This window comes from Desulfobulbus sp., from assembly GCF_030824455.1.
Taxonomy (GTDB): Bacteria; Desulfobacterota; Desulfobulbia; order Desulfobulbales; family Desulfobulbaceae; genus Desulfobulbus.
In genome coordinates this window covers 73791-100164 of the sequence record NZ_JAVBXR010000122.1, presented here as the reverse complement: position 1 = coordinate 100164, position 26374 = coordinate 73791, and the positions used below count along the sequence as shown (strand labels likewise).

At 51.6% G+C, this 26374-nt stretch carries 27 protein-coding genes and 1 pseudogene; 20 read left to right on the top strand and 8 right to left on the bottom strand.

Annotated features, from left to right (window positions below):
- Both RCH93_RS16710 and RCH93_RS16705 read left to right on the top strand, forming a co-directional pair.
- Nucleotides 1-224 (top strand): hypothetical protein (locus RCH93_RS16710; protein ID WP_306549566.1); only part of this gene is annotated, 224 nt, incomplete at its 5' end.
- A 388-nt stretch (nt 225-612) separates the two neighbouring features.
- Nucleotides 613-1215, top strand: a complete 603-nt coding sequence (locus RCH93_RS16705; RefSeq protein ID WP_306549565.1) for a hypothetical protein — start codon at nt 613-615, stop codon at nt 1213-1215.
- 83 nt (nt 1216-1298) lie between these two features.
- On the opposite strand, the gene RCH93_RS16700 is transcribed toward RCH93_RS16705, so the two are convergent.
- Both RCH93_RS16700 and RCH93_RS16695 read right to left on the bottom strand, forming a co-directional pair.
- Nucleotides 1299-2828 (bottom strand): YifB family Mg chelatase-like AAA ATPase, encoded by a 1530-nt coding sequence (locus RCH93_RS16700; protein WP_306549564.1) that lies wholly within the window; start codon nt 2826-2828, stop codon nt 1299-1301.
- Between the two features lie 6 nt (nt 2829-2834).
- Nucleotides 2835-3578 carry a tRNA1(Val) (adenine(37)-N6)-methyltransferase gene (locus RCH93_RS16695; protein ID WP_306549562.1) on the bottom strand — a complete coding sequence of 248 codons (744 nt, stop codon included), beginning with the start codon at nt 3576-3578 and terminating at the stop codon, nt 2835-2837.
- A gap of 209 nt (nt 3579-3787) precedes the next feature.
- Here RCH93_RS16695 and queD point away from each other — a divergent pair, with 209 nt between their 5' ends.
- The 18 genes from queD (at nt 3788) to RCH93_RS16605 (ending at nt 21522) form a co-directional block, all read left to right on the top strand.
- Nucleotides 3788-4156 carry a 6-carboxytetrahydropterin synthase QueD gene (gene queD, locus RCH93_RS16690; RefSeq protein WP_306549561.1) on the top strand — a complete coding sequence of 123 codons (369 nt, stop codon included), beginning with the start codon at nt 3788-3790 and terminating at the stop codon, nt 4154-4156.
- Nucleotides 4146-4817, top strand: coding sequence for a radical SAM protein (locus tag RCH93_RS16685; RefSeq protein ID WP_306549560.1), 672 nt, complete (start codon nt 4146-4148; stop codon nt 4815-4817). Before queD ends, RCH93_RS16685 begins: the two co-directional genes overlap by 11 nt.
- Before the next feature lie 105 nt (nt 4818-4922).
- Nucleotides 4923-6200, top strand: a complete 1278-nt coding sequence (tviB, locus tag RCH93_RS16680) for a Vi polysaccharide biosynthesis UDP-N-acetylglucosamine C-6 dehydrogenase TviB (protein WP_306549559.1) — start codon at nt 4923-4925, stop codon at nt 6198-6200.
- Nucleotides 6201-6316: 116 nt separating this feature from the next.
- Nucleotides 6317-6748, top strand: a complete 432-nt coding sequence (gene tnpA / locus RCH93_RS16675) for an IS200/IS605 family transposase (RefSeq protein WP_306549558.1) — start codon at nt 6317-6319, stop codon at nt 6746-6748.
- A gap of 256 nt (nt 6749-7004) precedes the next feature.
- Nucleotides 7005-8069, top strand: coding sequence for a dTDP-glucose 4,6-dehydratase (rfbB, locus tag RCH93_RS16670; protein ID WP_306549557.1), 1065 nt, complete (start codon nt 7005-7007; stop codon nt 8067-8069).
- Complete coding sequence (gene rfbD / locus RCH93_RS16665; RefSeq protein WP_306549556.1) at nt 8066-8959, top strand: dTDP-4-dehydrorhamnose reductase; 894 nt, start codon at nt 8066-8068, stop codon at nt 8957-8959. The genes rfbB and rfbD overlap by 4 nt, the downstream gene beginning before the upstream one ends.
- Nucleotides 8956-9840 (top strand): glucose-1-phosphate thymidylyltransferase RfbA, encoded by an 885-nt coding sequence (gene rfbA / locus RCH93_RS16660; protein WP_306549555.1) that lies wholly within the window; start codon nt 8956-8958, stop codon nt 9838-9840. The genes rfbD and rfbA overlap by 4 nt, the downstream gene beginning before the upstream one ends.
- A complete protein-coding gene (rfbC, locus tag RCH93_RS16655; RefSeq protein WP_306549554.1) occupies nt 9840-10385 on the top strand; it encodes a dTDP-4-dehydrorhamnose 3,5-epimerase in 546 nt (181 codons plus the stop codon). The genes rfbA and rfbC overlap by 1 nt, the downstream gene beginning before the upstream one ends.
- 337 nt (nt 10386-10722) lie before the next feature.
- Nucleotides 10723-10977: a hypothetical protein gene (locus RCH93_RS16650; protein WP_306549553.1), complete on the top strand. Its 255-nt coding sequence runs from the start codon at nt 10723-10725 to the stop codon at nt 10975-10977.
- Nucleotides 10928-11794: a glycosyltransferase family 2 protein gene (locus RCH93_RS16645; protein ID WP_306549552.1), complete on the top strand. Its 867-nt coding sequence runs from the start codon at nt 10928-10930 to the stop codon at nt 11792-11794. The genes RCH93_RS16650 and RCH93_RS16645 overlap by 50 nt, the downstream gene beginning before the upstream one ends.
- A 37-nt stretch (nt 11795-11831) precedes the next feature.
- Nucleotides 11832-12989: a glycosyltransferase family 4 protein gene (locus RCH93_RS16640; protein WP_306549551.1), complete on the top strand. Its 1158-nt coding sequence runs from the start codon at nt 11832-11834 to the stop codon at nt 12987-12989.
- A gap of 114 nt (nt 12990-13103) precedes the next feature.
- Nucleotides 13104-14138 (top strand): glycosyltransferase family 4 protein, encoded by a 1035-nt coding sequence (locus RCH93_RS16635; RefSeq protein WP_306549550.1) that lies wholly within the window; start codon nt 13104-13106, stop codon nt 14136-14138.
- A 72-nt stretch (nt 14139-14210) separates the two neighbouring features.
- Nucleotides 14211-15473: an oligosaccharide flippase family protein gene (locus tag RCH93_RS16630; RefSeq protein WP_306549549.1), complete on the top strand. Its 1263-nt coding sequence runs from the start codon at nt 14211-14213 to the stop codon at nt 15471-15473.
- A gap of 6 nt (nt 15474-15479) precedes the next feature.
- A complete protein-coding gene (locus RCH93_RS16625; protein ID WP_306549548.1) occupies nt 15480-16535 on the top strand; it encodes a bifunctional 2-polyprenyl-6-hydroxyphenol methylase/3-demethylubiquinol 3-O-methyltransferase UbiG in 1056 nt (351 codons plus the stop codon).
- The gene (locus RCH93_RS16620; protein ID WP_306549547.1) at nt 16519-17634 is read left to right on the top strand and encodes a glycosyltransferase; all 1116 of its coding nucleotides are present in this window, start codon (nt 16519-16521) and stop codon (nt 17632-17634) included. Before RCH93_RS16625 ends, RCH93_RS16620 begins: the two co-directional genes overlap by 17 nt.
- Nucleotides 17635-17636: 2 nt before the next feature.
- Nucleotides 17637-18485 carry a bifunctional 2-polyprenyl-6-hydroxyphenol methylase/3-demethylubiquinol 3-O-methyltransferase UbiG gene (locus tag RCH93_RS16615; protein WP_306549546.1) on the top strand — a complete coding sequence of 283 codons (849 nt, stop codon included), beginning with the start codon at nt 17637-17639 and terminating at the stop codon, nt 18483-18485.
- Entirely contained in the window at nt 18485-20386 is a 1902-nt protein-coding gene (gene asnB, locus RCH93_RS16610) for an asparagine synthase (glutamine-hydrolyzing) (protein WP_306549545.1), read from the top strand. Before RCH93_RS16615 ends, asnB begins: the two co-directional genes overlap by 1 nt.
- Nucleotides 20383-21522, top strand: coding sequence for a glycosyltransferase family 4 protein (locus RCH93_RS16605; RefSeq protein ID WP_306549544.1), 1140 nt, complete (start codon nt 20383-20385; stop codon nt 21520-21522). The genes asnB and RCH93_RS16605 overlap by 4 nt, the downstream gene beginning before the upstream one ends.
- An 8-nt stretch (nt 21523-21530) precedes the next feature.
- Here RCH93_RS16605 and RCH93_RS16600 read toward each other — a convergent pair whose 3' ends face one another.
- The 6 genes and pseudogenes from RCH93_RS16600 to RCH93_RS16575 all read right to left on the bottom strand — a co-directional run bounded on the left by RCH93_RS16600 (nt 21531) and on the right by RCH93_RS16575 (nt 26115).
- Nucleotides 21531-23183: a glycosyltransferase family 39 protein gene (locus RCH93_RS16600; RefSeq protein ID WP_306549543.1), complete on the bottom strand. Its 1653-nt coding sequence runs from the start codon at nt 23181-23183 to the stop codon at nt 21531-21533.
- Nucleotides 23170-23592 carry a DUF86 domain-containing protein gene (locus RCH93_RS16595; RefSeq protein WP_306549542.1) on the bottom strand — a complete coding sequence of 141 codons (423 nt, stop codon included), beginning with the start codon at nt 23590-23592 and terminating at the stop codon, nt 23170-23172. The genes RCH93_RS16600 and RCH93_RS16595 overlap by 14 nt, the downstream gene beginning before the upstream one ends.
- Nucleotides 23582-24001, bottom strand: coding sequence for a nucleotidyltransferase domain-containing protein (locus RCH93_RS16590; protein WP_306549541.1), 420 nt, complete (start codon nt 23999-24001; stop codon nt 23582-23584). Before RCH93_RS16590 ends, RCH93_RS16595 begins: the two co-directional genes overlap by 11 nt.
- Before the next feature lie 353 nt (nt 24002-24354).
- A complete protein-coding gene (locus tag RCH93_RS16585) occupies nt 24355-25092 on the bottom strand; it encodes a thioredoxin domain-containing protein (protein WP_306549540.1) in 738 nt (245 codons plus the stop codon).
- A 39-nt stretch (nt 25093-25131) separates the two neighbouring features.
- Nucleotides 25132-25512, bottom strand: a pseudogene (locus RCH93_RS17960) (vitamin K epoxide reductase family protein); the annotation flags it as partial.
- A gap of 153 nt (nt 25513-25665) precedes the next feature.
- Nucleotides 25666-26115, bottom strand: a complete 450-nt coding sequence (locus RCH93_RS16575) for a prepilin-type N-terminal cleavage/methylation domain-containing protein (RefSeq protein ID WP_306549538.1) — start codon at nt 26113-26115, stop codon at nt 25666-25668.
- Nucleotides 26116-26374: the final 259 nt, after the last annotated feature.

Below are 26374 nucleotides of genomic sequence, written 5' to 3'. Positions count from 1 at the left end.
ACTGCCATAATGAAACCATCCTTTTTTATATTTTTTGGGTTCCTGCTCGTCCTGCAAAAAGTTCCTGCCTCTCTTTGGATCCAAATATGCGCACTTTCTCTATCGCAAACGGTGTGCCAGGATTAAATCTTATCTTTTCAATGGTTTGTCAGCTAATTGCCAGGGGGCGAACCTTCTGTTTCCAACCGAAAACGACAGGGAGTGTTTTTGGCGCGTCAATCTGACTCGTCAGGTGGCGAGCTTTGGATAAAAAGTCCCTGGGTGGGAAAAATGAGCAAAAAATAGCAGCGCGGCAGGAAAAGGGGCAAAGTGTCTTAGGCTTGGTGAAACGAGGAAGATAGAGAGGGAAATCGGACCGATTGGTTGGCGTTAGGCCCGTGAAATCATGGACTACAGCGGCACGTGTCAAAAGGACACGGGGAAAATGAGGGGTGGGACAGAATGACCGAAGTGAAAATTTTTTGCGATAACTATTTGAAAATAAAAGATATATTTTGTTGCTGGGGAGAGTGGTGAATTCTTCCTTTTCCCCGTTCCCTATGGTAGGACGAAACGTAGAATGAAACCTGTGGCTCTCAAAAAACTATCCTCCCGCTTGAGGTTGTAAAAATTATGCGTCCCTCCCCTGATGCTTCTCCATTGGTCCTGACCTTGCCGTCGGAATCGTTCGCCGGATTCGCTTCTCTGCTCCAGCACGGCATGCTTTTTCCCGTCGAGCGGCCGGTGGCCATGCTGCCCTTTCTGCTTACGCTGCCCGGATTCACTGCCGACTACATCAAGCAGACCGTGCAGACCATCTTCATTGACGGCGTTGCCGCCGACAGTCTGGACCGCGAATTGACCGGCGGGTCCACCTTGGCGCTTTCCGCCGCCATGCCCGGACTTGCCGGCGCCATCTTTCGTCGCCAAGGAGTGCACGGGAGTCTGCGCAGTCAGCCAGGCGAAAAGAAGGGTGTTGCAGGGCCTGTTTCGGGATTCATTACCCTGAAGCTGTTCAACAGCATAGCGGCCGACCGGATCCGCGATCTGCTGACCTTGGGTTTTCTGATGCCCGGCAAGGCGGTGCATGATTTTGCCGTTATGCGCGAGGGCTTGTTGCAACCGCCGGCGGTCCTCACCTTGGGCGGGCGGGACCTTGCGTGCGACGAGTTGCTGCGAGTGGTTGGCGAGTGTCCGCTTGTGGCTGTCCGGGCGATTGCGCTGCCGGAAAGGTGATGCAAAAGCCTTGATTTTGAGGCTTTCCAGAGCGAAGGCGACTGACCTCTGAGGCCTGCCGGGCAGGAGAAGGGATGGGCGGGTTACAACTCGAACTGGACCCGCCGGTATTGAATGGCCTCGGCGACGTGGGCCAGACTCGGGGCTTTGACTTCGGCCAGGTCGGCGATGGTGAGGGCAATTTTTAGGATGCGGTGGTAGGCGCGGGCCGACAGCCCGAGGCGGGTGATCGACTGGTTGAGCAGGTCGGCTGAGGCCGCGTCGAGGCGGCAGAAATGTTTGACCTCCTTGGCGCTCATCTGGGCGTTGCAGTAGAGTTTGGCTGCGCCGGCAAACCGTTGCCGCTGGCGGGTGCGCGCCCGGTTGACCCGCTCGCGAATCACGGACGAGGGTTCGCCGGCCGGTTGGCCGATCAACTCCTTGACTTGCACCGCCGGCACGTCGATGTGCATGTCAATCCGGTCCAGCAGCGGCCCGGAAAGGCGGCTGCGGTACCGCTGCACCTGGAGCGGGCTGCAGGTGCAGGCGCGGATTTGATCGCCCAGATAGCCGCAAGGGCAGGGATTCATCGCCGCCACCAACATGAAGCGGGCCGGAAAATTGAGGCTGGTTGCGGCCCGGGCAATGGTCACTGTGCCGTCTTCAAGCGGCTGACGCAGCACCTCAAGCACATGTTTTTTGAATTCCGGCAGTTCATCAAGAAAAAGCACTCCGTTGTGAGCCAGGGAAACCTCGCCGGGACGCGGCATCTGGCCGCCGCCGATCAGGCCGGCGTCGGAAACGGTGTGATGCGGCGAGCGAAAAGGGCGGGTGACAAGCAGCGAAGTCTGTTCCGGCAGCAAGCCGGCGGTGGAGAAAATCTTGGTGGTTTCGATGGCCTCATCCAAGGTCAAATCTGGCAGAATGGTGGGCAAACGCCGGGCCATCATCGTCTTGCCGGTACCGGGAACGCCGCTGAGTAAAAGGTTATGCCCGCCAGCGGCGGCGATCTCCATAGCCCGTTTGGCGTATTGCTGCCCCTTGACGTCGGCGAAATCAACCGCATAACCGTCGTGACGGGCAAAAAGCTCCGCCGGATCAATGACCAGCGGCGTGAGCGCTATCCTGCCCACCAGGAATTCCACTGCCTGATCAAGACGCTCGATGCCGTAAATCTCCAAACCCTGCACAATAGCGGCTTCGGCGGCGTTGGCCGCCGGGACCAGAAAACGGGTGAGCCCTTCCTGGCGCGCGGCCAGGGCCATGGGCAGCACGCCGGGCACTGGCCGAACCGAACCGTCGAGCGAGAGTTCGCCGACGATGGCGGTGCGGGCAAGCAGATCGCTGGGCAGCATGCCGCCCGCCGCCAGGATGCCCAGGGCAATGGGCAGGTCGTAACCGGTGCCCTCTTTCTTGACTGCGGCTGGGGCCAGATTTACGGTGATGCGGCGCTGGGGGAACTCGTAGCCCGAGTTCTTGATCGCGGCCCGCACCCGATCCTTGGCCTCGCGCACTGCGCCCTCGGGCAGGCCGACGGTGGAAAAGCTGGGCAGCCCCTGGGCCAGATCGACCTCCACCTGCACGGGCAGTCCGTCCACGCCGGAAACAGAGCAGCTGATCACCTTGGCAAGCATGGGCGGTTAATCCTTGTAGAGCGCGAGCATGGCCGGAGCATAGTCGCCGTTTTGGTGTTCGTAGATATAGAAAGGGGGTAAAATGTCGATCTGTTCGCCGCCGTTTTTCACTGCCTCGACCAGCACCAGACGGGCATTTTCCGTGCCGGGGTAGGAATAGACCGGCTGCAGCCGTTTGGGCGTGAGCTTGTGCGCGTGCAGGGCTGCGAGCAGGGTGTTGCAGCGCCGGGCCGGGTAGACCAAAGCAACTTGGCCGCGATTTTTGACGCAGAAAGCGCTGGCGCGGATAAAATCGTCAATTGTGCCGTGCAACTCATGGCGGGCCTGGGCGGCTTGGTCATGCTGGTTGATCCGACCGCTGCCCGGTTTGCCGTAGGGCGGATTGCAGACCACGCAATCAACGCTTTCTGCAGCAAAGGTTTCGGTCACGGCGCGCACGTCGCCGCACCTCACCTGGAACCGGTCGGCAAAGCCGTTGAGGCGCACATTTTCCGCCGCCAGCGCCGCCAGTTCGGGCTGCAGTTCCAGGCCGTCGAGTGCAATCTGCGCGTGGCGATGAGCCAGGATAAGCCCGATCACGCCGCACCCGCACCCGAGATCAAGCACCCGCTGCCCTGGTTTGGGCGCCAGGAAGTGGGCCGCCAGCACCGCATCCACCGAAAAACGGTAACCTTCACAACCTTGACGGCAGATCAATCTGCCGTCAAACAGGGTGTCGTTGCTGAAGCGGTGCGGCTGGGTTTGCGGCAAAGGGAACTCCGGTTGGCGGGAGGGCGAAAAAACATCAGGACTGGCGAAGCAACTGTTTTCCTGCTACACTCCGCCGCCTTTGGCAAATGTATCGACAGCGCAGCAATGCTGTTTACCATTTTAATTCAGTGGCGCGCAAGCCGCTTTTCGCCGGCCTGCTTCGGCCCCGGCTCGATCTTCTTTTCCCCACACCACACAAGGAGCGCGTGATGGACGTCTTTATTAGAACCCACTTTTCCGGAGGGCACCACCTGCGCGCCTATCCGGGCAACTGCGAGCGGCCGCATGGCCACAACTGGAAGGTCAAGGTCACGGTGCGGGCAACGCAACTCGATCACCTCGGCATGGGCATTGATTTCAAGCAGCTCAAGCAAGCGGTCAATGCGGTGGTCGACCAACTGGATCACCGCGACCTCAACGATCTGCCGGCCTTTCGCGACATCAATCCCTCCTCCGAACACATCGCGATGTTCCTCTTCAGGTGCCTGAAGGAGCCGCTGCACACCGAGCGGTACGGCCTGTACAGCGTTGAGGTGCGCGAGACCGATTCCAGCGGCGTGGTATATTATGGCGACTGAACCCTTGCTGGTTTCGGAGCTGTTTTACTCAATCCAGGGCGAGTCGACCCGCGCCGGCCTGCCCTGCCTGTTCGTCCGCCTGGCGGGCTGCAACCTGCGCTGCGCCTACTGCGACGCCAGCTACACCTGGGACGAGACCGGCAAACCGATGAATGTTGCCGACATTGTCGCCTGGACCGATCAACAACCCGGCGTGCTGGTGGAGATCACCGGCGGCGAACCGTTGCGCCAGGCCGGGGTCTATCCGTTGATGCAGACCCTGCTCGACGCCTGCCGTTCCGTGCTGCTGGAGACCAACGGCAGCCTGCCGCTGTGCGGCGTTCCAGATGCGGTAGGGATTATTGTCGACCTGAAATGCCCGGATTCCGGCATGGCCGGCCACAATCTGGCCGATAATCTTGCCTTTCTGCGCGAGCGCAAGCGCCGAGGCTGCTTCGATGAAATCAAGTTCGTGCTCAGCTCGCTTGACGATTATCACTGGGCGCGGGAGGTGGTGGAGCGGCATCGACTCGACCGCGTGCTTCCCGTTCTGTTCTCGCCGGTTCGGGAACGGCTTGATCCTGCAACCCTGGCGCAACTGCTGCTCGAGCACCGGCTCAACGTCCGCCTGCAGCTGCAACTGCACACCCTGCTCTGGCCCGGCCAGTCCCGAGGCGTCTGATTTTTTTGAAAAACCGCTTTTCGAATGGCCTGCTTCGTCCTATACTCCCTGAAGCATTTCAAACCAATAGCCCACTTTCCCCAAACAACCTGAAAGGACGCGTCCATGCCTGCTTTGGAAAACACCCGCATCGGAATTATCGGACTTGGTTATGTCGGCCTGCCGCTGGCCGTTGAATTCAGCAAGAAAAAACCGACCGTGGGCTTTGACCTCAAGGCGCAGCGAATCGAGGAACTGCAGCGACATATCGACGTAACCCTTGAGGTGACCACCGAGGAGTTGCAACAGGCGGGCGACCTCAGCTTTACCTGCGACATTGAGACCTTGCGCCCCTGCAACGTCTTCATCGTCGCCGTTCCCACCCCGATCGACACCAACAAGCAGCCGGACTTCACCCCGCTGGTCAAGGCCTCGGAAACGGTGGCCAAGGTGCTGAAGCAGGGTGACGTAGTGATTTACGAGTCCACCGTCTACCCCGGCGCCACCGAAGAAATATGCGTGCCGATCCTGGAGCAGAACGCTGGTTTGGTCTTTAACCGCGATTTCTTCGCCGGCTACAGCCCGGAACGAATCAATCCCGGCGATCATGAGCACCGACTGCCCACCATTATGAAGGTCACCTCCGGCTCCACCCCGGAGATTGCCGACTTTGTCGACGCCCTCTACGGTCTGGTGATCACCGCCGGCACCTTCAAGGCCAGCTCAATCCGGGTGGCTGAGGCAGCCAAGGTCATTGAAAACACCCAGCGCGACGTCAACATCGCCCTAATCAACGAATTGGCCTTGATTTTCAACCGATTGGGCATCAACACCCTGGAAGTGTTGAAAGCAGCCGGCACCAAATGGAATTTTCTCCCCTTCCGGCCCGGCCTGGTGGGCGGCCACTGCATCGGCGTCGACCCCTATTACCTCACCCACAAGGCCCAGGAGGTCGGTTATCATCCGGAAATGATTCTGGCCGGCCGCCGTCTCAACGACGACATGGGCCGCTATATCGCGTCGGAAACGGTCAAGCTGATGCTCAAACGCCGCATCCACGTGGCCGACGCGCACATCCTCATCCTTGGTCTGACCTTCAAGGAAAACTGCCCGGACCTGCGCAACACCAGGGTGATCGACATCATTGCGGAGCTGAACACCTTTGGCGCCAAAGTTGAAGTGTATGATCCTTGGATCAACCCGGATGAGGCCCGCAGGCTCTACGGGGTGACGATGATCGATCATCTGCCGGAAAATCGCTGTGACGCCGTGATCCTGGCCGTGGCCCACCGCGAGTTTGCAGCCCTTTCCATCCAGGATTTGCGTAAGATGTGCAAACCGGCCGCCGTGATCTATGACGTGAAAAACATCCTGCCGTCTGAAGCGGTTGACGGATGCTTGTAATTTCCCTTGGGTAAACCCCCGGCTTTGCCGGGGGACAACAACAGTTTGACGGTTCCGGCAAAATAAAGAAGCCTCCGGTTTCGTGGACCGCTCAAAGTCACGAAAAAGGAGGCTTCATGAACAACGTACAATGTTTAAGCCACACGAAATGGGAATGCAAGTTCCATGTAGTGTGGATACCGAAATGCCGGAGGAAAATGCTTTACGGCCAACTCCGGAAAAACCTCGGGGATGTGTTTCACGATCTTGCCCGACAAAAGGAGAGTCGGGTGTTGGAAGGGCGCCTACAACCCGACCATGTGCATATGCTGATCTCGATACCACCGAAATATGCGGTATCGCAGGTGGTAGGCAATATGAAAGGGAAGAGCGCGATCCATATAGCGTGGACATGCCTCGGCCAGAGGAAGAACTATAGCGGTATGAATTTTTGGGCACGAGGTTATTTTGTTTCAACGGTCGGCGCCGATGAAGATGTTGTGCGGGCGTATATACGCGAGCAAGAACAGGAAGACCATCGTATCGAGCAATTAAACCTTTTCAAATAGTCGACCACCGAATGGTGGTCAGAGAATCTGTTGAATAGACCGCTTTGAGCGGTTCACAATCTTTCAAGCCACCGGCTTTGCCGGTGGTTACTGACTCCAATTTGCTTTCAAGATGACACCATGTATCCATCGCAGCGCTGGAAATTCAGGTGCTGAGTGGTTTTCTTAAGTGCCACCTTGATTGCAATTGCGAATAAGTCTGTTTTTTTTGGTCAAACCTGGCGCATTCCTTTCTATCCTTCCATAAGCAGGTACAATGGCTCTTCTTGTGACCGGCGGCGCCGGTTTTATCGGCAGTAATTTTGTGCTCGACTGGCTGGCGCAGTCGGACGAACCCGTTGTCAACCTCGACAAACTCACCTATGCCGGCAACATGGAGAACCTGGCCGCCCTGGCAGGCGACGCCCGCCATGTTTTTGTCCAGGGCGACGTCTGCGACCGCAGCCTGATCGATCATCTGCTGGCCACCCACCGGCCGCGCGCCATTGTCCACTTTGCCGCCGAAAGCCATGTGGACCGCAGCATCCACGGGCCGGGCGAGTTCATGCGCACCAACATCGACGGCACGTTCACCCTGCTGGAGGCGGCCCGAGCCCACTGGAGCAGCTTGAACGAGGCCGAAGCCCGGCAATTTCGCTTTCACCATGTGAGCACCGACGAGGTGTACGGCTCGCTGGCGCCCGACGATCCGCCGTTCACCGAAACCAGCCCCTATCAGCCCAACAGCCCTTATTCGGCCAGCAAGGCGGCCAGCGATCATCTGGTGCGGGCTTGGCGCCACACCTACAGGCTGCCGGTGACTATCAGCAACTGTTCCAATAATTACGGGCCGTTTCATTTTCCGGAGAAGCTCATTCCGCTGGTGATCACCAACGCCCTGGCCGGCAAGCCGCTGCCCATCTACGGCGACGGCCTGCAGGTCCGTGATTGGCTCTACGTGACCGACCACTGCAGCGCCATCCGCCGTATTTTGGAGGCTGGGCAACCAGGCGAGGTGTACAATGTCGGCGGCTGGAACGAGATGACCAACATCGAAATCGTCACCACCATTCTTCGCCTGCTTGAAGAGCTCAGGCCCGATCCGGCCGGCAGCTACGCCCGGTTGATCACCTATGTGGCTGATCGACCCGGCCATGACCGACGCTACGCCATCGACGCCCGCAAGATCGAACGCGAACTCGGCTGGCGTCCGGCCGAGGTGTTTGCAACCGGGGTGCGCAAGACCGTGGAATGGTATCTGGCCAATCAGGAATGGGTTGGCCGCGTGACCAGCGGCGAATATCGCCAATGGCTGGACTGCAATTATGGAGATCGAAAATGAAGATTCTGCTGACCGGAAAAAACGGTCAACTTGGTTTTGAACTGCAACGGGCCCTGGCGCCGCTGGGAAGCATTGTTGCCGTGGATCGGGAGGAATGCAACCTTGCCGACGGCGACGCGGTGCGCGATCTGGTGCGTTCGGTTGCGCCGGATCTGATCGTCAACCCGGCCGCCTACACCGCGGTCGACAAGGCGGAAAGCGAACCGGAGCTGGCTGCGGCCATCAACGCCCGCACACCGGCGATTTTCGGCGAAGAGGCGGACCGGCTGGGCGCCTGGGTGATCCACTATTCCACTGACTACGTCTTTGACGGCGAAAAAACCGGCGCTTACCGGGAAACCGACCTTACCCGGCCGCTTAACGTTTATGGCCTGACCAAAAGCGACGGCGAGTTGGCCCTTCAACACAGTTGCGCTCGGCATTTGATTTTGCGCACCAGTTGGGTGATCGGCGCCCATGGGCAGAATTTCGCCAAAACAATGCTGCGGTTGGCCGCTGAACGCGACAGCCTCAGCATTGTTGCCGACCAATTTGGCGCCCCAACCTCCGCCGCCCTCCTGGCCGACGTCACGGCGCAACTGGTGGGCCGGGCACAGCGGGAAGGTCTGGAAACCTTCCCCTTTGGCCTCTATCACGCGGTCTCCGCCGGCGTTACTTCCTGGCACGAATACGCCTGCTTTGTGGTTGAGGAGGCCCTCAAGGCCGGTAAAACCTTGCAAGCCGCGCCCGAGAACATCCGGCCGATCACCACCGACGAATACCCCTTGCCGGCCAAACGACCGCTCAACTCCCGCCTGGACGCCTCCTTGTTTGCCGCCACGTTCAACTTGGCCTTGCCGGATTGGCGTTCCGGCGTCGGGCACATTCTTCAACAGATTCTGCAGCCATGACGACACGCAAAGGCATTATCCTGGCCGGAGGTTCCGGCACCCGGCTCTACCCGGTCACACGCACGGTTTCCAAGCAGTTGCTTCCGGTGTACGACAAACCCATGGTCTATTACCCGCTCTCGACCCTGATGCTTGCCGGCATCCGCGAGATCCTGCTGATTTCCACCCCAGAGGACACGCCGCGCTTCCAGTCGCTGCTTGGCGACGGCAGCCAGTGGGGCCTGGACGTCACCTATGCGGTACAGCCTTCTCCGGACGGGCTGGCGCAGGCCTTTGTCATCGGCCGCGATTTCCTGGACGGCAAGCCTTCGGCCCTAGTGCTGGGCGACAACATCTTTTACGGCCACGATTTTCATCAGATCCTCGGCAGCGCCATGACTCGCACCGAAGGGGCCACCATTTTCGCCTATCACGTCCATGATCCGGAACGCTACGGCGTGGCCGAATTTGACGCCGGCGGCACGGTCATTTCTCTGGAGGAAAAACCGCTGCAGCCGAAATCGAGCTACGCGGTCACCGGGCTCTATTTTTACGACAGCCAGGTGGCTGATTTGGCGCAATCGCTGAAGCCTTCCCCGCGCGGCGAGTTGGAAATCACCGACCTCAACCGTCTTTATTTGGAGCAGGGGCGATTGCAGGTGGAAATCATGGGGCGCGGCTATGCCTGGCTGGACACCGGCACCCACGAATCGCTGTTGGAGGCCGGCCAGTTTATCGCCACTCTGGAGCGTCGGCAGGGCCTCAAGGTTGCCTGCCCGGAAGAAATTGCCTATCGGCAGCAGTGGATAGATGCCGAGCAATTGGAAAAGCTGGCGCAACCGCTGGTGAAAAGCGGCTATGGCCAGTATTTGTTGCGTATTCTCAAAAAGCGAGTGTTCTGATGAACGTCACCCTCTTAGCCATCCCTGAAGTGTTGCTGTTGGAACCCAGAGTGTTTGCCGACGCCCGCGGTTCGTTTTTCGAGAGCTTCAATCAGAAGAAATTTGAAAGCGCCGTTGGCAGGAGCGTCCAGTTTGTTCAGGACAACCATTCCCATTCGGTGCGTCACGTGCTGCGCGGGCTGCATTATCAGATCCGGCAACCGCAGGGCAAACTGGTGCGGGTTGCGCAGGGTGAAGTGTTTGACGTGGCTGTGGACCTTCGCAGGCAATCCCCGACCTTCGGTCAATGGGTGGGAGCCATGCTCAGCGAGGAGAACAGAAACCAGCTGTGGATACCCGAGGGCTTTGCCCACGGTTTCCTGGTGCTCAGCGAAACGGCTGATTTTCTCTATAAAACCACCGACTATTACGCCCCGGAATTTGAGCGCACTATCATCTGGAATGATCGCGACCTTGCTGTTAATTGGCCGTCAGGCGCTGAGCCGGTTTTGTCGGCCAAGGATGCGCAGGGACTTTCCCTGCATCAGGCTGAGGTGTTTGCCTAAATCAAGGGGAAAAGCGCAGGTTGGTTTTGCCAGTTGGCGCCTTGTCTCGTTTTCGTGATCAACGTCGTCTTATTCCATTTCTCAATCAAGCGAAGCATGATGCACAGCGCAAAACATCGCCGACGAAGGTTTGTCATATTAAGGCCACAGCCGGAAAAGCTTGTGTCTTGGATGGGAGAGATTGCTGCACAAGACTGAACCTTGATCGCGATGTGAATTCTGAATTGTTGCATCTACTCGGATGTCGAACGAAGTGAGAAATCTCGTGCCATAACGGGATTTCTCCTCGCAGTGCTCGTCGAAATAACGCACTCCCTCCACCCGTAGCCTGGATGCAGTGCAACGGAATCCGGGAACTCATGACATCAAACAAATGCGTTTCACTTTTGAAACGGAAACGGAACAACAGTCTGCGCCGGACAAGGGGCAAGGCTTCGGCAATGCGCAATTTTCTCCTGCAGGCTTGAAACCTTTTGCTTTTATTGTCATTTCTGCTCTAATCCTTTCAGACTCTTTCCCCTCTTATCCTGTGGAGTATGGCTATGGAGCAGAAAACGAAATACGAGGTCACCGTCCTCCTGCCGGCGTATAATGAAGAAGGCGTCATCGGCGCCACCATCGAAAAGATTCGCGCCCTGCATCCAGATTTTGAAATTCTCGTGGTGGACGACGGTTCCATCGACAATACCCTGCACGAGGCCATGGCTGCCGGGGCTAACGTCTGGCCGCACCCCTACAACATCGGCAACGGTGCCGCCGTTAAATCCGGTCTGCGCTGCGCCCAAGGGGAATGGGTGTTGATGATGGACGCCGACGGCCAGCACCAACCGGAAGACATTGCCCGCCTCCTGGAACATCGAGACGCCTTTGACATGGTCGTGGGCGCGAGGACCAAGACCTCGGAAACCAGCGCCCACCGCGATCTGGCCAACTGGGTCTACAATCAGTTTGCCTCCTACGTCACCCGGTTCAACGTCGAGGACCTGACTTCCGGTTTCCGCCTGGTGCGGCTTTCCGTGGCCAAACAGTTCATCTATCTTCTGCCCAACACTTTCTCTTACCCCTCCACCCTCACTCTGGGCTACCTGCGCAGCGGTCGCAGCGTCAAATACATCCCGATTCAAACCAAGGCGCGGACCGGCAAAAGCAAAATCAAATTGATGAAAGACGGGACCCGTTTTTTTCTCATTATTACTAAGATAGCCACATTGTTTTCGCCCTTTCGGGTGTTCCTGCCAATCAGTTTTGCCTTCTTTGTCATCGGCCTCTGCTACTACGCCTACACCTTCTTCACTCAAGGCCGATTCACCAACATGTCGGCCTTGCTCTTCAACAGCGCGATCATTGTTTTCATGATCGGCCTCGTTGCCGAACAGATCAGCCAGATGCGATATGACCGGGTGGAATAGTGTTTGCGCATACCCCTCCACCCCTTTTACTCAATGCATGAATAAACCAAGTGTTCTAGTTGTTACTCGTAATTTACCTCCGCTTGTTGGAGGGATGGAGCGGCTGATTTGGCATGTCGTCGATACCCTTCGTTCGCATTATACCGTGCATGTTGTTGGACCTTTAGGCTGTAGATTCTCTTTGTCTGCTGATGTACATGTTGTTGAAGTAGGGGCGAAGTCAGTGCTTCTTTTTCTCTTGAAAGCCACGTTAGCTGCTTTATGGTCGGCTATACGTCATCGACCGGTCATTGTTTTTGCTGGTAGTGGTTTGCTGGCTCCTGTTGTATGGCCTATAGCTCGTATAACAAAATCTCGGTGTGCAGTTTATTTGCACGGCTTAGACATCCAAGTGGCCCACACTGTTTACCAAACTTTTTGGGTGCCATTTTTTCGCTATTTTGATTGTGTTCTTGTTAATAGTCGTTTCACAAAAAAATTGGCGTTGGGTGTAGGGGTAGTGCCTGACCGTATTCAAATTGTACATCCAGGTGTAGAACTCCCCAATTTTGCAGATGCTGCCGTTCGGTCTCAATCCTTTCGGTCTCGTCATAATTTGGGGCAACGGCCAATATTGTTGTTCGTTGGACGAATAACGGAACGCAAAGGTTTGGCCTGCTTTGTTGAACATATATTCCCATTTATTTCCTTGGAAGTGCCAGATGCAGTTCTTCTGGTTCTTGGTGGTTCCCCTGTCGATGCATTGCAAGGTGGAAGAAATGCAATCCAACGAGTTGAAACAATTTTAAAAGAAAACGGATTGGGCAAGCGAACAATTTTTCTGGGGCAGTGTTCTGATCAGGAATTAGGAGATGCGTATTTTTCGGCTAATATTCTTGTCTTTCCTGTACAAGAAAGTGAATTCGACATAGAAGGTTTTGGCATGGTCGCCCTAGAGGCCGCAGCCCATGGACTGCCAACAGTTGCCTTCGCAGTCGGAGGTATACCTGATGCTGTGTCCAATGGTTGCAGTGGGAAGTTGATTCCTCCAGGGTGCAACATGAGCTTTGTGCAAGCAGTTGTTGAATTGTTGCATGAGAATGCAGGAGTTGAAAAAGTCGTTCGATGCAGGAGGTTTGCTCAAGAATTTGAATGGGGGAACTTTGGACAAAAGATAATAAGATTGTTTCGTAACCTTGTTCGAAACGAAAATTAATTGCACGGAATTTCAGTTGATTTGCGTAATAGACTATTTTGGCAGGGCACAATTTTTCAAGCCACCGGTTTTGCAGGTGGTTGCTGATTTTTGTTTAACAATGGCTGTGTTTCGATGATGAAAGTCAACCCCGAGCCAGCTGTTTGGTTTCCCACCATTAATGCTGGTACTGGCACTGATGTTTTTACTAGGCGGCTAGTTGATGGGTTAAGGCGGTCTAACATACGTGCAGAAATTACTTGGTTGCCGCACAGAGCCGAGTATCTTCCTTGGTCGGTCAATATTCCCCCAATACCCACTTGGGTTAATGCAGTTCACGTCAACACTTGGCTTCATCGACGTTTTTTGCCGAAAAATTTGCCAGTAACAGTTACCTCTCACCTCTGCGTTCATGACCCCGCACTGCGACCGTATAAACGCATTTCTCAGTATTTATATCATCGTTTTTGGATTAAAAGGGTGGAGCGATCCGTTTTGGCGCAAGCAACCTGCGCGGTGGCGGTTAGTCATTATACCGCACAGCAAACTCAGAGAATGTTTGGGCGTTCAAATTTTCATATAATATACAATGGAGTCGATACTCGTCGTTACAAACCCATCTTTCGGGAAAATCCTAATCAGCAATTTCGACTTCTCTTTGTCGGCACCCTTTCGCGTCGAAAGGGTGCCGAGCTCCTGCCTCTTATCATGAATAAGCTTGGGAAAAATTTTGCCCTTCAGTGCATTGGTTTTCCCGAAGCGGGCTTTTCAATCGGGCCTTTGCCGGAAAACATGACGATTCTCGGCTACGTTAATAATGAAGATAAGTTGGTTGGTCTTATGCAATCCGCTGATGCCCTTTTGTTTCCAACCCGTTTGGAGGGACTGCCTTTGACAGTTTTGGAGGCACAAGCCTGCGGATTGCCCGTCATCGCGACAGGTTCTTCTTCTTTGCCGGAAATTGTCGAGAACGGCGGCACAGGTTTTTTGTGTCCTGAAAACGATATTTTTGCTTTTGCCTGTGCTGCTGAACAACTGGCTAATGATGTGGAACTATGGAGAAACCTGTGCCGGGAAGCTGCTCAACGAACACAACGCCGTTTTAGTTTAGAGGTTATGGTGCAACGTTATGTAGAAATTTACAAAGCGGCTATAGCTACATCGCTCTGAAATATTACCGCTTGAACATTCTAACAGCGTGCTCACGGAGTATATGGAACTGTAAAAAAGGGTTATATTAAAATGAGCTGGAAGCCAGGGAAACTTGCAAGAAATACAGTGATTATGGCTTTTGGTATGGGGGTTCGGGCTGTTGCCCAAGCCGTTATAGTTGTCATTACCGCACGTATTCTTGGAGTTGAGGGGTTTGGGAGTTTTGTTGCAGTCCTTTCAATTGCCGGAACCTTGTCAGGTCTTAGTGGTCTGGGAGCTCATGTTATATTGGTGCGTGATGTAGCTTGCGACCCCGGCAAATTCCGGCAAAGCTGGGGCCAGACCCTCATGGCTTTCTTTTGGGGGGTACCAGTCGTTGTGCCATTGTTTTTTGCCATGGCATGGGGGTTTTTGCCTGATAGTATCCCTTGGACCGTAATCTCCTTGATTGGAATCGGTGAGTTGATTCTTAATCCGTTAGCAAACACCGGAACCTATGCTTATCAGGGTTTTGAGCGGATTGGTGCGGCAGCCATTATGCAACTCTCACCTGTTCTCTTCAGATTGTTAGGGGCTGTAATGCTCCTTGTGATCGTCCCCATAACCGCTTCGCCCAATCCCTTAGTGCTTTGGTCATGTTTGTATACGGGGACAACATTCGCGTCCTTACTGTTCATTCATCACCGCGTTGCTAACGAAATTGGTCGACCGATTTTCCCCAATATTCTGAGGTCGTATGCGCATCTAAAAGAAAGCACCCCTTTTTCATTCTGGGGCATAGCCGATAAATTCTATGTAGACGCAGATAAGTTCATGCTCGCCCGTTTTGCGTCGCTGAGTTCTGCTGGTGTGTATTCTGCTGGATACCGCTTTGTGGAGATGGCCTTCCTGCCTCTGCATGCCTTGTTGAATGCAGCTTCCCCACGTTTTTTTCGCTCCGCTCAAAATGGTATTTTAAGTGCATTGAGTTATTCTCGGCGTATTTGTCTAGCTCCTTTGATCTATGCTATTTCTGCTGGTTGCGTATTGTTTTTTGCTGCTCCTATTCTGCCATGTTTACTTGGAAAAGAATTTGAGGAAGCGGTGAACGTCATCCGTTGGTTGGCTTGGTTGCCACTAGTTACTGTTCCTCGACTGCTACTTCAATATCCCTTGGCCACCAATGGCTTGCAACGAACCGGGATGCTGGTCGTGATTGCAGGCGCCTGCGTTAATCTGGCCTTGAATTTTTGTATGATCCCATGGTGGGGTTGGCGAGGAGCAGTGGTGGCTACGTATCTTGCTGAGGTTTTAATGAGTTTGTTAATAGTGAGGTCGATCACTTATTATCGTGCCTGTACGTCAAGGATATAAATAAATTTGGAAGATTTTATGAGCGAATCGTCTTGGCAGAAACATGAACTTGAGTATCTGGGATGTTGTCCTGTTTGCTCATCTTCAATACGTGTATTGGAGCATGGCGGCATTGAAGATAGGGTCTCTGGTATCCCCGGGTTTTGGGATTATTACCGATGCGATGAGTGTGGAGTATTGTATCTTGATCCCAGGCCTACACAAGAGAGTGTCGGGCGGCTATATGAAAACTATTTTACTCATTCCGCTATAGAGGAGCGGGAACGAGCCAATTGGTTGGATAAGTTTGCTCTTGGGATAAGGAACGACTATCTGAACTGGAAGTACGGATATCAATATCACCCACAACAATCTGGCGGCAGTTGGCTCATGTATTTATTGCCACCTTGGTTGCGCCATGAATGGGATCATGTTGCTCGCCACCTGCCTAAACCTTTGCCGGGTAAAAAACGATTACTCGATGTGGGATGTGGCAATGGGGATTTCCTACGTGCCGCCTGTTCGGCGGGGTGGGACGGTTTCGGAATTGATTTTGATCAGAAAGCGTTGGAAATTGCTTCTAAGTGTGGGGTGAAAACGCAACTCGGTTCGCTGGAAGCGCAACAATTTGATTCCTGCACCTTCGATGTCATAACTTTGTCGAACGTGATTGAACATGTCCATAATCCTATTCAACTTCTAGCCGAATGTGCAAGAGTACTTAAACATGGTGGGGCATTTTGGCTGACAACACCCAACACCGATTCCATAATTCGGCAATTTTTTGGACATAATTGGTTGTACTTTATCCCTGACCATTTGGTTTTGTTTAGCGTGGCACAATTGCGTAATATTCTGGAATCGATGGGATTTTATGCAATAATCGAACGTCGCGGGGTTCATGTTCAGAGCCACTGGAGAGCTTCCCTAGCGATTCAACAAGGGAAATTCGGAGTTCAGTCAATATACTTGTCTTCCTTTGTTGGGAGAAAAAATCAGTTGCGTTTTTGGCCACTTGAATTTTTTACATTTCTCACTCCGTCACGACAAGGGGATGTAGTCATACGTGCGATCAAACATTGATATAGCCCTATTTCTCCCCTCCCTTTCCCGTGGCGGCGCGGAAAAAGTATTTTTAGCGCTCTCGGGATTATTCGTTCAACATGGTTTAAATGTTGATTTGCTGGTAGCGCAGCCAACTGGAATTAGACAAGCCAGGATTCCTGATGGGGTAAAATTGATTTGCCTAGGAAAATCCAAGCCAAGCAGGTCGGTTCCGGCATTAGTTCGTTATTTAAGAGATAATAGACCAAAGGTAGTCTTATCGGCCCTGACGCATGCCAATATTGCTTTGGTAATCGCTCATAAGTTTTCCAATGTCGAATCTCGGCTTGTATTAAGCGAACGTACGAATTTGGCAAATGCTCTAAGTCGGTATGGCTCTAATCTCGACGCTTGGTTGACGAAATTATTGGCTAGACAATTCTATCCACTGGCCGACGCAATTGTGGCTGTCTCCCAAGGGGCTGCAATAAGTTTGATACAAACTCTACGGTTATCGACCAATGATGTTAGTGTAATATATAACCCTGTCTTTTTTGAAAAGATTAATGAATCGGCCAGAGAGTCAATCAAGTTTCCCTGGGATGATTCTTTACCGGTAATGATCTCCGCTGGCCGGCTAAGCAATGAGAAAGACTTTCCAATGCTGATGAGATCGTTTACCGAGCTCCAAAAGCAATTGCCCGCGCATCTGGTCATTCTTGGTGAAGGGGAGGAGCGTGTGCACCTGGAACGGTTAGCGAATAAATTTGGAATAGCTAAAAATGTATGGCTGCCAGGCTACATTGGCAATCCTTACCCCTATATCGCTAGGGCAAACCTTTTTGTGCTTTCCTCTCGCTTTGAAGGACTTCCGAATGTCTTGATAGAGGCTTTGGCGTTGAATGTGCCGGTGGTGTCGACCCGCTGTCCTTCCGGCCCTGAGGAAATTCTCGACAACGGCCGTTATGGACATCTTGTTCCGGTAGGCAATGATGCCGCATTGACTGAAGCTATGGCAAAAAGCCTCAACGGGGAAAACCCGCGATTTGACCGCTTAGAAGCACTGGAACGATTTGATCATGAAAAAGTAACCAATGAGTATCTTCGAGTGTTGGGCTTTAAGAATTTGGAGGCATAACTATGACAAGCAATTATCAGCAAGAGATAGAACAAGGACAACGATTTGGCTTCGGGGCCAACTGGCAAAGGTTTTTGGTGGATCTTTCCGAAGCCCGTATTCTCCAGGCTGAGTTGTCGCTGCAAGAATATCTGGGCATAACGTCCTGGGATAATCTCCTTTTTCTGGACGCCGGTTGTGGGAGTGGGTTGTTTTCTTTGGCGGCTCGACGACTAGGGGCAAAGGTTGTTTCGTTTGATTACGATACCGAGGCTGTCCGTTGCGCAAACTTTTTAAAGACACGGTATTTCTCTGACGATTCTGATTGGACCGTAATAGAGGGTTCGGTGCTTGACAGAACATTTCTGACCTCGTTGGGAAAGCATGACATTGTGTACTCTTGGGGTGTGTTGCACCATACGGGTGAAATGTGGCAGGCTATCGAAAACGTTGCTTCTTTGGTTAGGCCTCAAGGGAAATTCTTTATTGCTATCTACAATGACGCGGGCAGGACAAGCAGGTTGTGGTGGCATATAAAGTCGATGTACGTCAAATATCCTTTTTTACGGCCGGTGCTTCTAAGTTATGGGTTTACACGGTTGCGATCAGGCTGGTTCATTCGCGGTTTATTGGCAGGGGATCTCTTGCACAGTTGGAAAATTTATGGAGATCGGTCTAGAGGGATGTCCGCACGGCACGACTTGGTGGATTGGGTTGGTGGGTTTCCCTATGAATATGCCAGACCGGAAGAGATCTTTATGGCTGTAAAAAAGATCGGATTCAGCCTTGAATATCTGACAACAATTGGAGGAGGCACAGGGTGTAATCAATTTGTTTTCCGCAAGAACGATGAAAATGCGGGTGAGCTATAATGTGTGGTTTTGTAGGTGTTTTCTCCCCAGAATCACCTGTTGACCCCGAATGGCTTGAGGCGGCTGCCAATTCCATCCGCCACCGTGGACCTGATGATGCCGGTGTCTACATAGATCAGATGGTTGGCTTTGGCATGGCTCACCGACGGCTTGCGATTCTTGATCTTTCGCCGCGAGGACACCAGCCAATGGTCTCGTCGACTGGACGATATGTGATCGCCTATAATGGCGAAATTTACAATCATCTTGAGATTCGTCGAGCTCTGTTGCAAGAACGAGAGAGTCTCTTATTCAAGGGGACGAGTGACACCGAGACACTGCTGGCGGCGATTGAAAATTGGGGAATACAGAAAGCCCTTAGTCAACTGAACGGAATGTTTGCCTTTGCATTGTGGGATAGTCGAGACAAACGGTTGTGCTTGGCCAGGGACCGCATAGGGGAAAAGCCCCTGTATGTTGGATGGGTAGGAAGATCTATTCATTTTGGCTCCGAACTCAAACCATTTCTTCGAGCATATAATTTACCACTTAATTCGGATGCTATCCCTCTTTTCCTAAGTCTAGGCTATATACCAGCACCTTGTTCGATCCTTAGGGGTGTGTTTAAACTGCCCCCTGCACATTATCTTTGGCTCCACGTGAATGACTGCCATGCTGGCGTGGCAGTTTCCGAGTTTATCTCAAAACTACGTTGCTATTGGTCACTACCCGATAAGGTATCGGACGGCATCACAGCACGCAGAAGTGATTCTCGTAGAAATGAGGATATCACTGGCGAACTGGATGGGTTGTTGAAGCGAACGGTTGAACAGCGCATGATCGCCGATGTTCCACTCGGTATGTGCCTTTCGGGAGGGATCGACTCCTCGCTTATTGCAGCACTCATGCAAGCGTCATCAAACAGACCGATAAAAACTTTCACGGTCGGTTTTAAAGAAGCTGCTTATGATGAATCCCTCTTTGCGAGGAGGGTTGCTGCGCATCTTGGAACCGATCACACGGAGATTGTATTGGGGCCGCAGGATGCTCTGAATCTGATCCCTCAACTGTCATCGGTTTACGATGAGCCGTTCGCCGATTCCTCTCAAATCCCCACCTTGCTTGTGTCAAAAATGCTAAAACAGCATGTAACGGTTGCATTGAGTGGGGATGGCGGAGACGAGTTATTCTTCGGTTATGATCGTTATCGCATCGCTCCAAAATTGTGGAATTGGTATGGACGGTGTCCAATTAAATTCAGGCGTTGGTTGGCAGGCCAAGTTAGCCAAAAATCCGTGAAGAATTACCGTTTTTGGCGATTTGGACAACGGCTTGCGGCCCCTGACTTCGATGCTTTTTATTTGGCGTTTGGTTCAGTTTTGCCCAATCCGGATATATTTCTTGTCGGTACGCCTCCGGTTTGGGAGTTGTTGTCGCAACTGCCCAATTGTCCAATGGGGCGAATGGATCGGATGATGTACCGAGATCAAACACAATATTTGCCGGATGATATTTTGGTTAAGGTGGATAGAGCAAGCATGTCGGTGAGCCTGGAGATGCGTGCGCCGTTTTTGGATCACCATGTCGTGGAGTGGGCATGGAGCCTGCCGTCGACTTATAAATATCGAAATAGTAAAGGAAAGTGGATGTTACGGCAAGTGCTCGGTCGATATCTGCCCAACTCTATGTTTGATCGCCCCAAACAGGGATTTGGTGTTCCTCTTGATGGTTGGCTACGAGGCCCTTTATGTGATTGGGCGGAAAATTTACTTTCTTCTCAAGTAGTCGGGCTGTGTCCGGGATTCTCGTATGATGCTGTAAACAGAATTTGGCGTCAGCACCAGCAAGGAAACATCAATGCCGGATATTTGCTTTGGAACATGCTGATGCTGCTCGCTTGGTTTGAGAAGTGGCGGCCATGAGAATTTTGGCTTTTTCTGATGTGCCACCCTATGTCATCGGTGGTGCTGAAATGCAAACTTGGCGATTGGCGACTTCCTGGGTGTCTATGGGGCATTCGGTCGTGATCGCCGGACACCGAATTCCTGAAAAGAGTGAGGCGGGTGTCCGGCTCATTCGGTTGCCGGTGTTTTATCGTGGAGGCAAGTTGTTGCGTGGAGCGACATATTTTTTCTCGTTGTCCTGTTATCTCATTAAGAATCGGAATGATTATGATTTGCTATACTGTCGCTTTCTTGGTGAAGCTGCCATTAGTATAGCATTACTTAAAAGTATGAAGTTAATCAAACTGCCTTTGGTGGCAGTGCCTGCCGCTGCAGGCGACGAGGATAAAGCTGATATGGCTTTTCTGCGCTCACTCCCAGCAAGTCGCGCAATAGTGGGAATACTCAACCGTCAGTGTGATTGTATAAATTTTATTGCTCCAGGAATCCGGGAATCGCTTGCGGCCATTGGTGTGCAGCCTTGTCGGGCGGCCAGTATTCCAAATGGTGTGCCGATACCTGTGTTAAGGGCCTCAGGACCTATTTCTCGCGTAAAAAAAATATTATTTGTCGGGCGGTTAGTGTATCAGAAGGGCCTGGATACGTTGCTCACCGTACTTGCCAGGTTAATGAATACCGGCCCTGATTTCGAGCTCAAATTAATAGGAGATGGTCCGGAAAGATCACGGCTTGAGTATATGGCTGAAAAGATGGGTTTGAAACAGCAGGTTCATTTTCTTGGCAAGCAACCTCAGTCTATAGTGCAAAAAGAATTGATCGATGCGCATTTGTTTGTCTTGCCTTCTCGATATGAGGGGTTGTCTAATGCTGTATTGGAGGCATTATCCTTTGGGTTGCCTTGTCTAGTTACTAGATGCAATGGAATCGACAGATATTTATCCAACGATAATGGATGGGTATGCGATCAGGGATCCGTCGACCAAATTTATTTGGCCTTATTGGAAGCTTTGAGCTTGACTATCGAAAGATGGAAAGCGATGTCTGATTCAAATCACTTATTAATGGCCAGTACATTTGCTATCGATATGGTTGCCCAGCAAAATATGCAATTGTTTGAAGAGGTGATTGAGAGGAGTAGCTTAGGGGTGTTGTAACTGATTTGTTAACGGGCTGTATCGTCAGATCTATAAATTGAGTGACCATTGATAGAATATAGTAGGTTTTCTCGTCTAATGGGAAGGTCGTTTATAATGTTTTTTTTGTTTGCGTATTCAAGCCAATTCAGGAACATGTCATCTCTAGTTATTATATACTTGTTATTGTTCGCATGGGTCGGAAAGGGGCCATCATAAGGATTTAAGAAAATTGGAGAGAAATTCATGTAGTATCCACGGTTTCCGAGGAAAATGCAGAGGACGCGATTGTTCATGGTGGTGTGTTTATTGAGCCATTGTATGGCTAGGTATTCGGGTCGAAAGGTGGTGATGTATTCGTCCCTGCTGACCTTTCCTTGTAGATACGACAAAGGATTAACAGCGAAAAATTGATTCGTAATATATTGTCCGTTATACCACAACATGAAACCCGGTAGGCAGACTGCTGAAAAAATGATCGCTGTTATTCGTAAAATAGCTGTCCTTGACGATAAACGGATTTTGTTAAGGAGACTATGGACCCCATACATAGAAAGAATGACCAAGGGTGGAACAATGGGCACGATGTAGCGGATGCGCATTGCCTCCTGAAAAAAGGTGAGGAAAAAATAGAGCAGGGCAAACGATAGGAGAAAATTTTGTTCCCGCCGTTGTTGGGCGCCAGGGGGCCGGAAGAGAAAGGCTAGGGCAGGCAGGACCAGGAGAAAGGGCGTCAATTTGCCGTCGAAGTAGCGGGGGTCGTCGTCTTTGCCTTCATAGAAAAAACGGAACGGCAGTAACAGGGACTGCCACCAGGATTCGTTGTAAAGGATTTTTCGTCCGACAAAGGCATTGCTGCCTTGATGGCTGATTTGTTGCAGGGTGTTTGCCAGGCTGGCGGAATCAGTCCCTTGCTGATTATCGTTCGATTGGTGCAGTTTCTGAAACAGCGAGTTGTGCAAGGGATAGATGGGGTTGCCCGTCCAGGCGTAGTTCCGGATAAGCCAAGGGGAAAAGGAAGTCAAAGCGGCCATGCCAAAGACGCAACCCCAAAGCAGCGCTTTGCCGTTGCTCTGTTTTTCCTTGCGGGTGTTTTGTTGGTAGATAATCGGCACAAAGAGAGTGAGGACGACAATTGAAATCAGGCCGTTGTACTTCGTTCCTGCGGCCAACCCGCAGCAGAGTCCCGCCAGCACAAGCGAGCGCCACTTGAAATTTTGTTCCGACCAGTGGAGCAGCAAGAGTAAAGAAGCCGTTGTGAAAAAAACAACCCCCAGATCGACATAGACCGTGATGGACAATTTGACGATAATCGGAACAGAAAGGAAAAAGAGCGCGCCAAGCAATCCGTAGTGCACGCCCAACCGTTTCTTGAGATGCCGGTACAGCAGCAGTCCGGTAAGCAGGGCGAAAAAATAGTGAATGTATTTCGGTATGATGTCGTTGCCGAAATAGAGAGGGATCGTATACAGCAAGTCGAGATTCATCGGGTAATACGAGAAAGGGATCTCTGGAATCTCGTAGATGCCGCCGTGCTTGAGCCACAGTTTGGGGACGAAAAGGTGGTGGGTGAGGGCGTCCCGGTCAACGGGCGGCACCGAGCCGAGGATAATGGTGGCGATAATCAGGGCAAGCAGCAGTAGGATCAGGCCCCAGGTCAGGGCCTTTTCAGGTAGTTTCATTGTTCATTGGGGCCATGAGAAAGTCGAGCAGGAGTGCATAGTGGCCCTGGCTGACCAGATCGAGGATTTTATCCATATCCACATTCATGTAATCGTGAACAATACGGTTGCGGAGACCAATGATGCCGTGCCATTCAGGCAGTTTTTCCTGGCTGATGAGCCCTGTCAGGGCCAAGGTTGCAAAGGCGTCGTAAGCGGAAATGGGCACTTCTTTGTCCCGTACCTTGAGCTGCTGCTTGGCTTTGCCGATGGCATTTTCGATCAGCACTTGGAGCCCATGCAGCACGCCGTTTTGTTCAAGAGGCGAGAGAGGCTGCGAGGCAAGCAGACGAGAACGGGCTTCGTCCAACAAGGCGCCTTGTTGAGTGGCGATACGTTTGGTTTCAGCATGGTACAGGTCAGTGCGCATAGATCTCCTGCCAATAATGGTCTTCCAGCTCTCGCCATGTTCTCCGCAGAAATCGTTGCCAGGGCAGTCCGTCCTCGCCCATGAGGGCAATCCCGTTTTCGGCGATTTCAGCACGCATTGCCAAGCTTGCCCAAGGGGTGTCTATGAGATCAATGGCATTTGCAGGAAGTGCCAGTGCGCTGGCCAAGTTATGGCGCAGGGTTTCGGTGCGGCTCAGTTGCTCCAGCCAGTTCATGTCTTTTTGCCATTGCAAGGCAATGTCCCAGTCGCTGTTTGAGGTGTGACGATTGTCGGCACGGCTGCCAATCAGAACGGCAAACTCCAGGTTGGGCTCGGCACTGAGTGCTCGACAAACGGCGGTGATGTTATTGGGGGGGAGGGTTTGTGTTTGCTTGTGATTGCGTGCCATGGCATCAGCTTGGATCTGAATTTTTTCTGGTCGGTTGCTTTGCCATTATACAGCCGACGCCATGAAAACAACAGGGAGTTGATTGTGTGCCCGGCAGAGAAGGGGGTAAATCCAACCAAAGCGGCAACAGGTACAGCTGGTCGAGTTAATTTGGTAGTAAGAGAAGGAAATCTCTGGGATCTTATCTATACCACCGTGCTGAAGGCAAAGTCTCGGGTGCAAAGAAGTGATTGCTGAGTGCATCTCTACTGATTGGAGGCACCGAAGCAAGGATGAGAATTTCCCAATCAGCAAAATGAGCAATGTGTAGAGGATGAAAGGTAGATGTAGCTTCTTTAATGAAGACAAGTCTTTTAATATAAAATTCCCTTTATAATTTCCGGTGGAATAGTGCCGCTATATACTTTGCCTTCGATTACAAATGCGGGCGTTCCTGTTATGCCCAATTTCATTCCATGCCATACATCATACCGTAAAATTTCTTTTACTTCTTTTGATTCTAATGCCCAGGCAAGTTCTTCTTCTGGTATTTCAATTTTTTCAGAAACTATTTTGAGGTTAAATGATTTTTTGTTGCGGCCAAGTTCGTAGAGTAGATCATTTGTTTGCCAGAACTTCTGTTTGCTTAATGCATAGATGGCCAATTGAGCCATTTTTCCAGACCCTACGTGAAAAGGTTCGGGGACAATAACAGAATTTACTTCATTGTCCATAGGGTAATGATGGTGAACTAGACGAATACGATCTGGATATTTGGCAATAAGTTGTCGAATGTTATAATGGGTTTTATAGCATTGGAAGCATTGATAGTCTGTATACTCATCTATGGTGAGTTTGGGTTGTTCTGCTCCAATCCAAGGGTGGCCTTCTTTTGTGATGCCCGTTAAAATACTTTTGCTTAGGGGTGGCGGAGAATATTGCCAATAATGAGGTGTGCTGATTATGGCAATTGCAACAGTTGTAAAAAAAACAGAAAATATGATTTTGTTTGGCGTGCTGGATTTTAAGTAAAGGATGGATGTTCTAATATTTGCAACAATGGTGCCGTTACCGAACCGACGATGTGTGATCCAAGAGAAAAAAAAGAGCATTAAGCTGATAGTGTAGCTTGAAATACATAGAATGCAGTAGGCGTGAATTTTTATTGCTGTTATGTATCCAAAATAAACGGAGATGATTGAAAAGACCAAACTTAGGATAGTGAGAACACTCCACCTTGATGCCATCACTAAAGAATATCTATATGTTGGTATGAGGAGGAGGGCAAAAAGAAGATATCCTATCACTCCCCAAACAGCAACAGGGAGACCAAAAAGAATAGACCATGGGCTTTGGGCAACCGTATCACAATTGATTGTTTGGCTGATAGCACAAAAGCTTGAATAATTTATGTCGGTATAGCTCTGGTAGTGAGACCACGATAGATATAAAGTGACCCCCAACCCTGATAGGCATAAAAGTGCGACGATAACTGAATAAAACCGATAGGAACTGGGGGGGTGTTTACTCATGATGGATGAGAGAATCTCAGTTGTAACGGATGAGTATCATGCCAGTGAATGAGAAGAAGCGTAATGAAAATGCAAAGGAGAGGGAACCCTCTCCTTTGCATTCAGTTCATGCCAATTAATTGATCTTTAACTAGTTCACTTAATAAATAACTATTACAACATTGACTTAGTAAAAGTGTTAGCGGAAGTCGACCAACCAGCACCAGCTTGAGATGTTCGGTAAGAAAGAGGGCATCTTGTGCTGAAATCTGTAACAACTACTGTGTGTTGCAAGTTACCAGTGGCACTAGTAGCTGTCGTGAGTGCAGCAGTATTACGGTTTGAAAGGGCTGGGAGAACTAGGCCCGTTACACCGGTTCCATCCGCAGCAATACTTCCAGAGAGGCCAGTTTGATGCGATGGAATAGAGAAATAATCTGATAATGAAGCAATGATTGCATTGGCATCTGACTCTGCACCTGAACAGAACGCTTTATTCCGATACGAAATAAAGTTAGGAATTGCAATAGCCGCCAAAATACCGATAATCGCGATAACGATCATCAACTCGATCAGGGTGAAGCCTTTTTCGTTTGCCTGCAGTCTCAGTTTGTTCAGTGTCATTTTGGTACCCTCCGATAGGTGTGTTGGTTGCCGCCAGTCCGTCGTTGGCCAGCGGAATTTTCTTGTTGCCAACACTAAGCACTGTGCGTGCCAATTCTGCGTTTGTTTCAAATTTTCATTTCTTTCGGCTTGTTATCAGCTTTCCTTTGTTTTTTTGCAACGCGCCTCCTACAATGCACTCACGCTAACCGCCCTCTGCTGCTGACAAGGATTGTCCTTAGTTGACAATATTTGTCACCGGTGAGCGGCCCTTTTGTTT

Bases quoted from the DNA above. Each gene is read 5' to 3' on its own strand.
- tviB (WP_306549559.1), top strand. From the start codon at position 4,923: ATGCCTGCTTTGGAAAACACCCGCATCGGAATTATCGGACTTGGTTAT.
- rfbA (WP_306549555.1), top strand. From the start codon at position 8,956: ATGACGACACGCAAAGGCATTATCCTGGCCGGAGGTTCCGGCACCCGG.
- RCH93_RS16600 (WP_306549543.1), bottom strand. From the start codon at position 23,183: ATGAAACTACCTGAAAAGGCCCTGACCTGGGGCCTGATCCTACTGCTG.
- asnB (WP_306549545.1), top strand. From the start codon at position 18,485: ATGTGTGGTTTTGTAGGTGTTTTCTCCCCAGAATCACCTGTTGACCCC.
- RCH93_RS16590 (WP_306549541.1), bottom strand. From the start codon at position 24,001: ATGGCACGCAATCACAAGCAAACACAAACCCTCCCCCCCAATAACATC.
- RCH93_RS16630 (WP_306549549.1), top strand. From the start codon at position 14,211: ATGAGCTGGAAGCCAGGGAAACTTGCAAGAAATACAGTGATTATGGCT.
- RCH93_RS16705 (WP_306549565.1), top strand. From the start codon at position 613: ATGCGTCCCTCCCCTGATGCTTCTCCATTGGTCCTGACCTTGCCGTCG.
- rfbC (WP_306549554.1), top strand. From the start codon at position 9,840: ATGAACGTCACCCTCTTAGCCATCCCTGAAGTGTTGCTGTTGGAACCC.
- tnpA (WP_306549558.1), top strand. From the start codon at position 6,317: ATGAACAACGTACAATGTTTAAGCCACACGAAATGGGAATGCAAGTTC.
- RCH93_RS16700 (WP_306549564.1), bottom strand. From the start codon at position 2,828: ATGCTTGCCAAGGTGATCAGCTGCTCTGTTTCCGGCGTGGACGGACTG.
- RCH93_RS16575 (WP_306549538.1), bottom strand. From the start codon at position 26,115: ATGACACTGAACAAACTGAGACTGCAGGCAAACGAAAAAGGCTTCACC.
- RCH93_RS16685 (WP_306549560.1), top strand. From the start codon at position 4,146: ATGGCGACTGAACCCTTGCTGGTTTCGGAGCTGTTTTACTCAATCCAG.
- RCH93_RS16615 (WP_306549546.1), top strand. From the start codon at position 17,637: ATGACAAGCAATTATCAGCAAGAGATAGAACAAGGACAACGATTTGGC.
- RCH93_RS16605 (WP_306549544.1), top strand. From the start codon at position 20,383: ATGAGAATTTTGGCTTTTTCTGATGTGCCACCCTATGTCATCGGTGGT.
- RCH93_RS16595 (WP_306549542.1), bottom strand. From the start codon at position 23,592: ATGCGCACTGACCTGTACCATGCTGAAACCAAACGTATCGCCACTCAA.
- rfbD (WP_306549556.1), top strand. From the start codon at position 8,066: ATGAAGATTCTGCTGACCGGAAAAAACGGTCAACTTGGTTTTGAACTG.
- RCH93_RS16585 (WP_306549540.1), bottom strand. From the start codon at position 25,092: ATGCTCTTTTTTTTCTCTTGGATCACACATCGTCGGTTCGGTAACGGC.
- rfbB (WP_306549557.1), top strand. From the start codon at position 7,005: ATGGCTCTTCTTGTGACCGGCGGCGCCGGTTTTATCGGCAGTAATTTT.
- queD (WP_306549561.1), top strand. From the start codon at position 3,788: ATGGACGTCTTTATTAGAACCCACTTTTCCGGAGGGCACCACCTGCGC.
- RCH93_RS16635 (WP_306549550.1), top strand. From the start codon at position 13,104: ATGATGAAAGTCAACCCCGAGCCAGCTGTTTGGTTTCCCACCATTAAT.
- RCH93_RS16640 (WP_306549551.1), top strand. From the start codon at position 11,832: ATGAATAAACCAAGTGTTCTAGTTGTTACTCGTAATTTACCTCCGCTT.
- RCH93_RS16645 (WP_306549552.1), top strand. From the start codon at position 10,928: ATGGAGCAGAAAACGAAATACGAGGTCACCGTCCTCCTGCCGGCGTAT.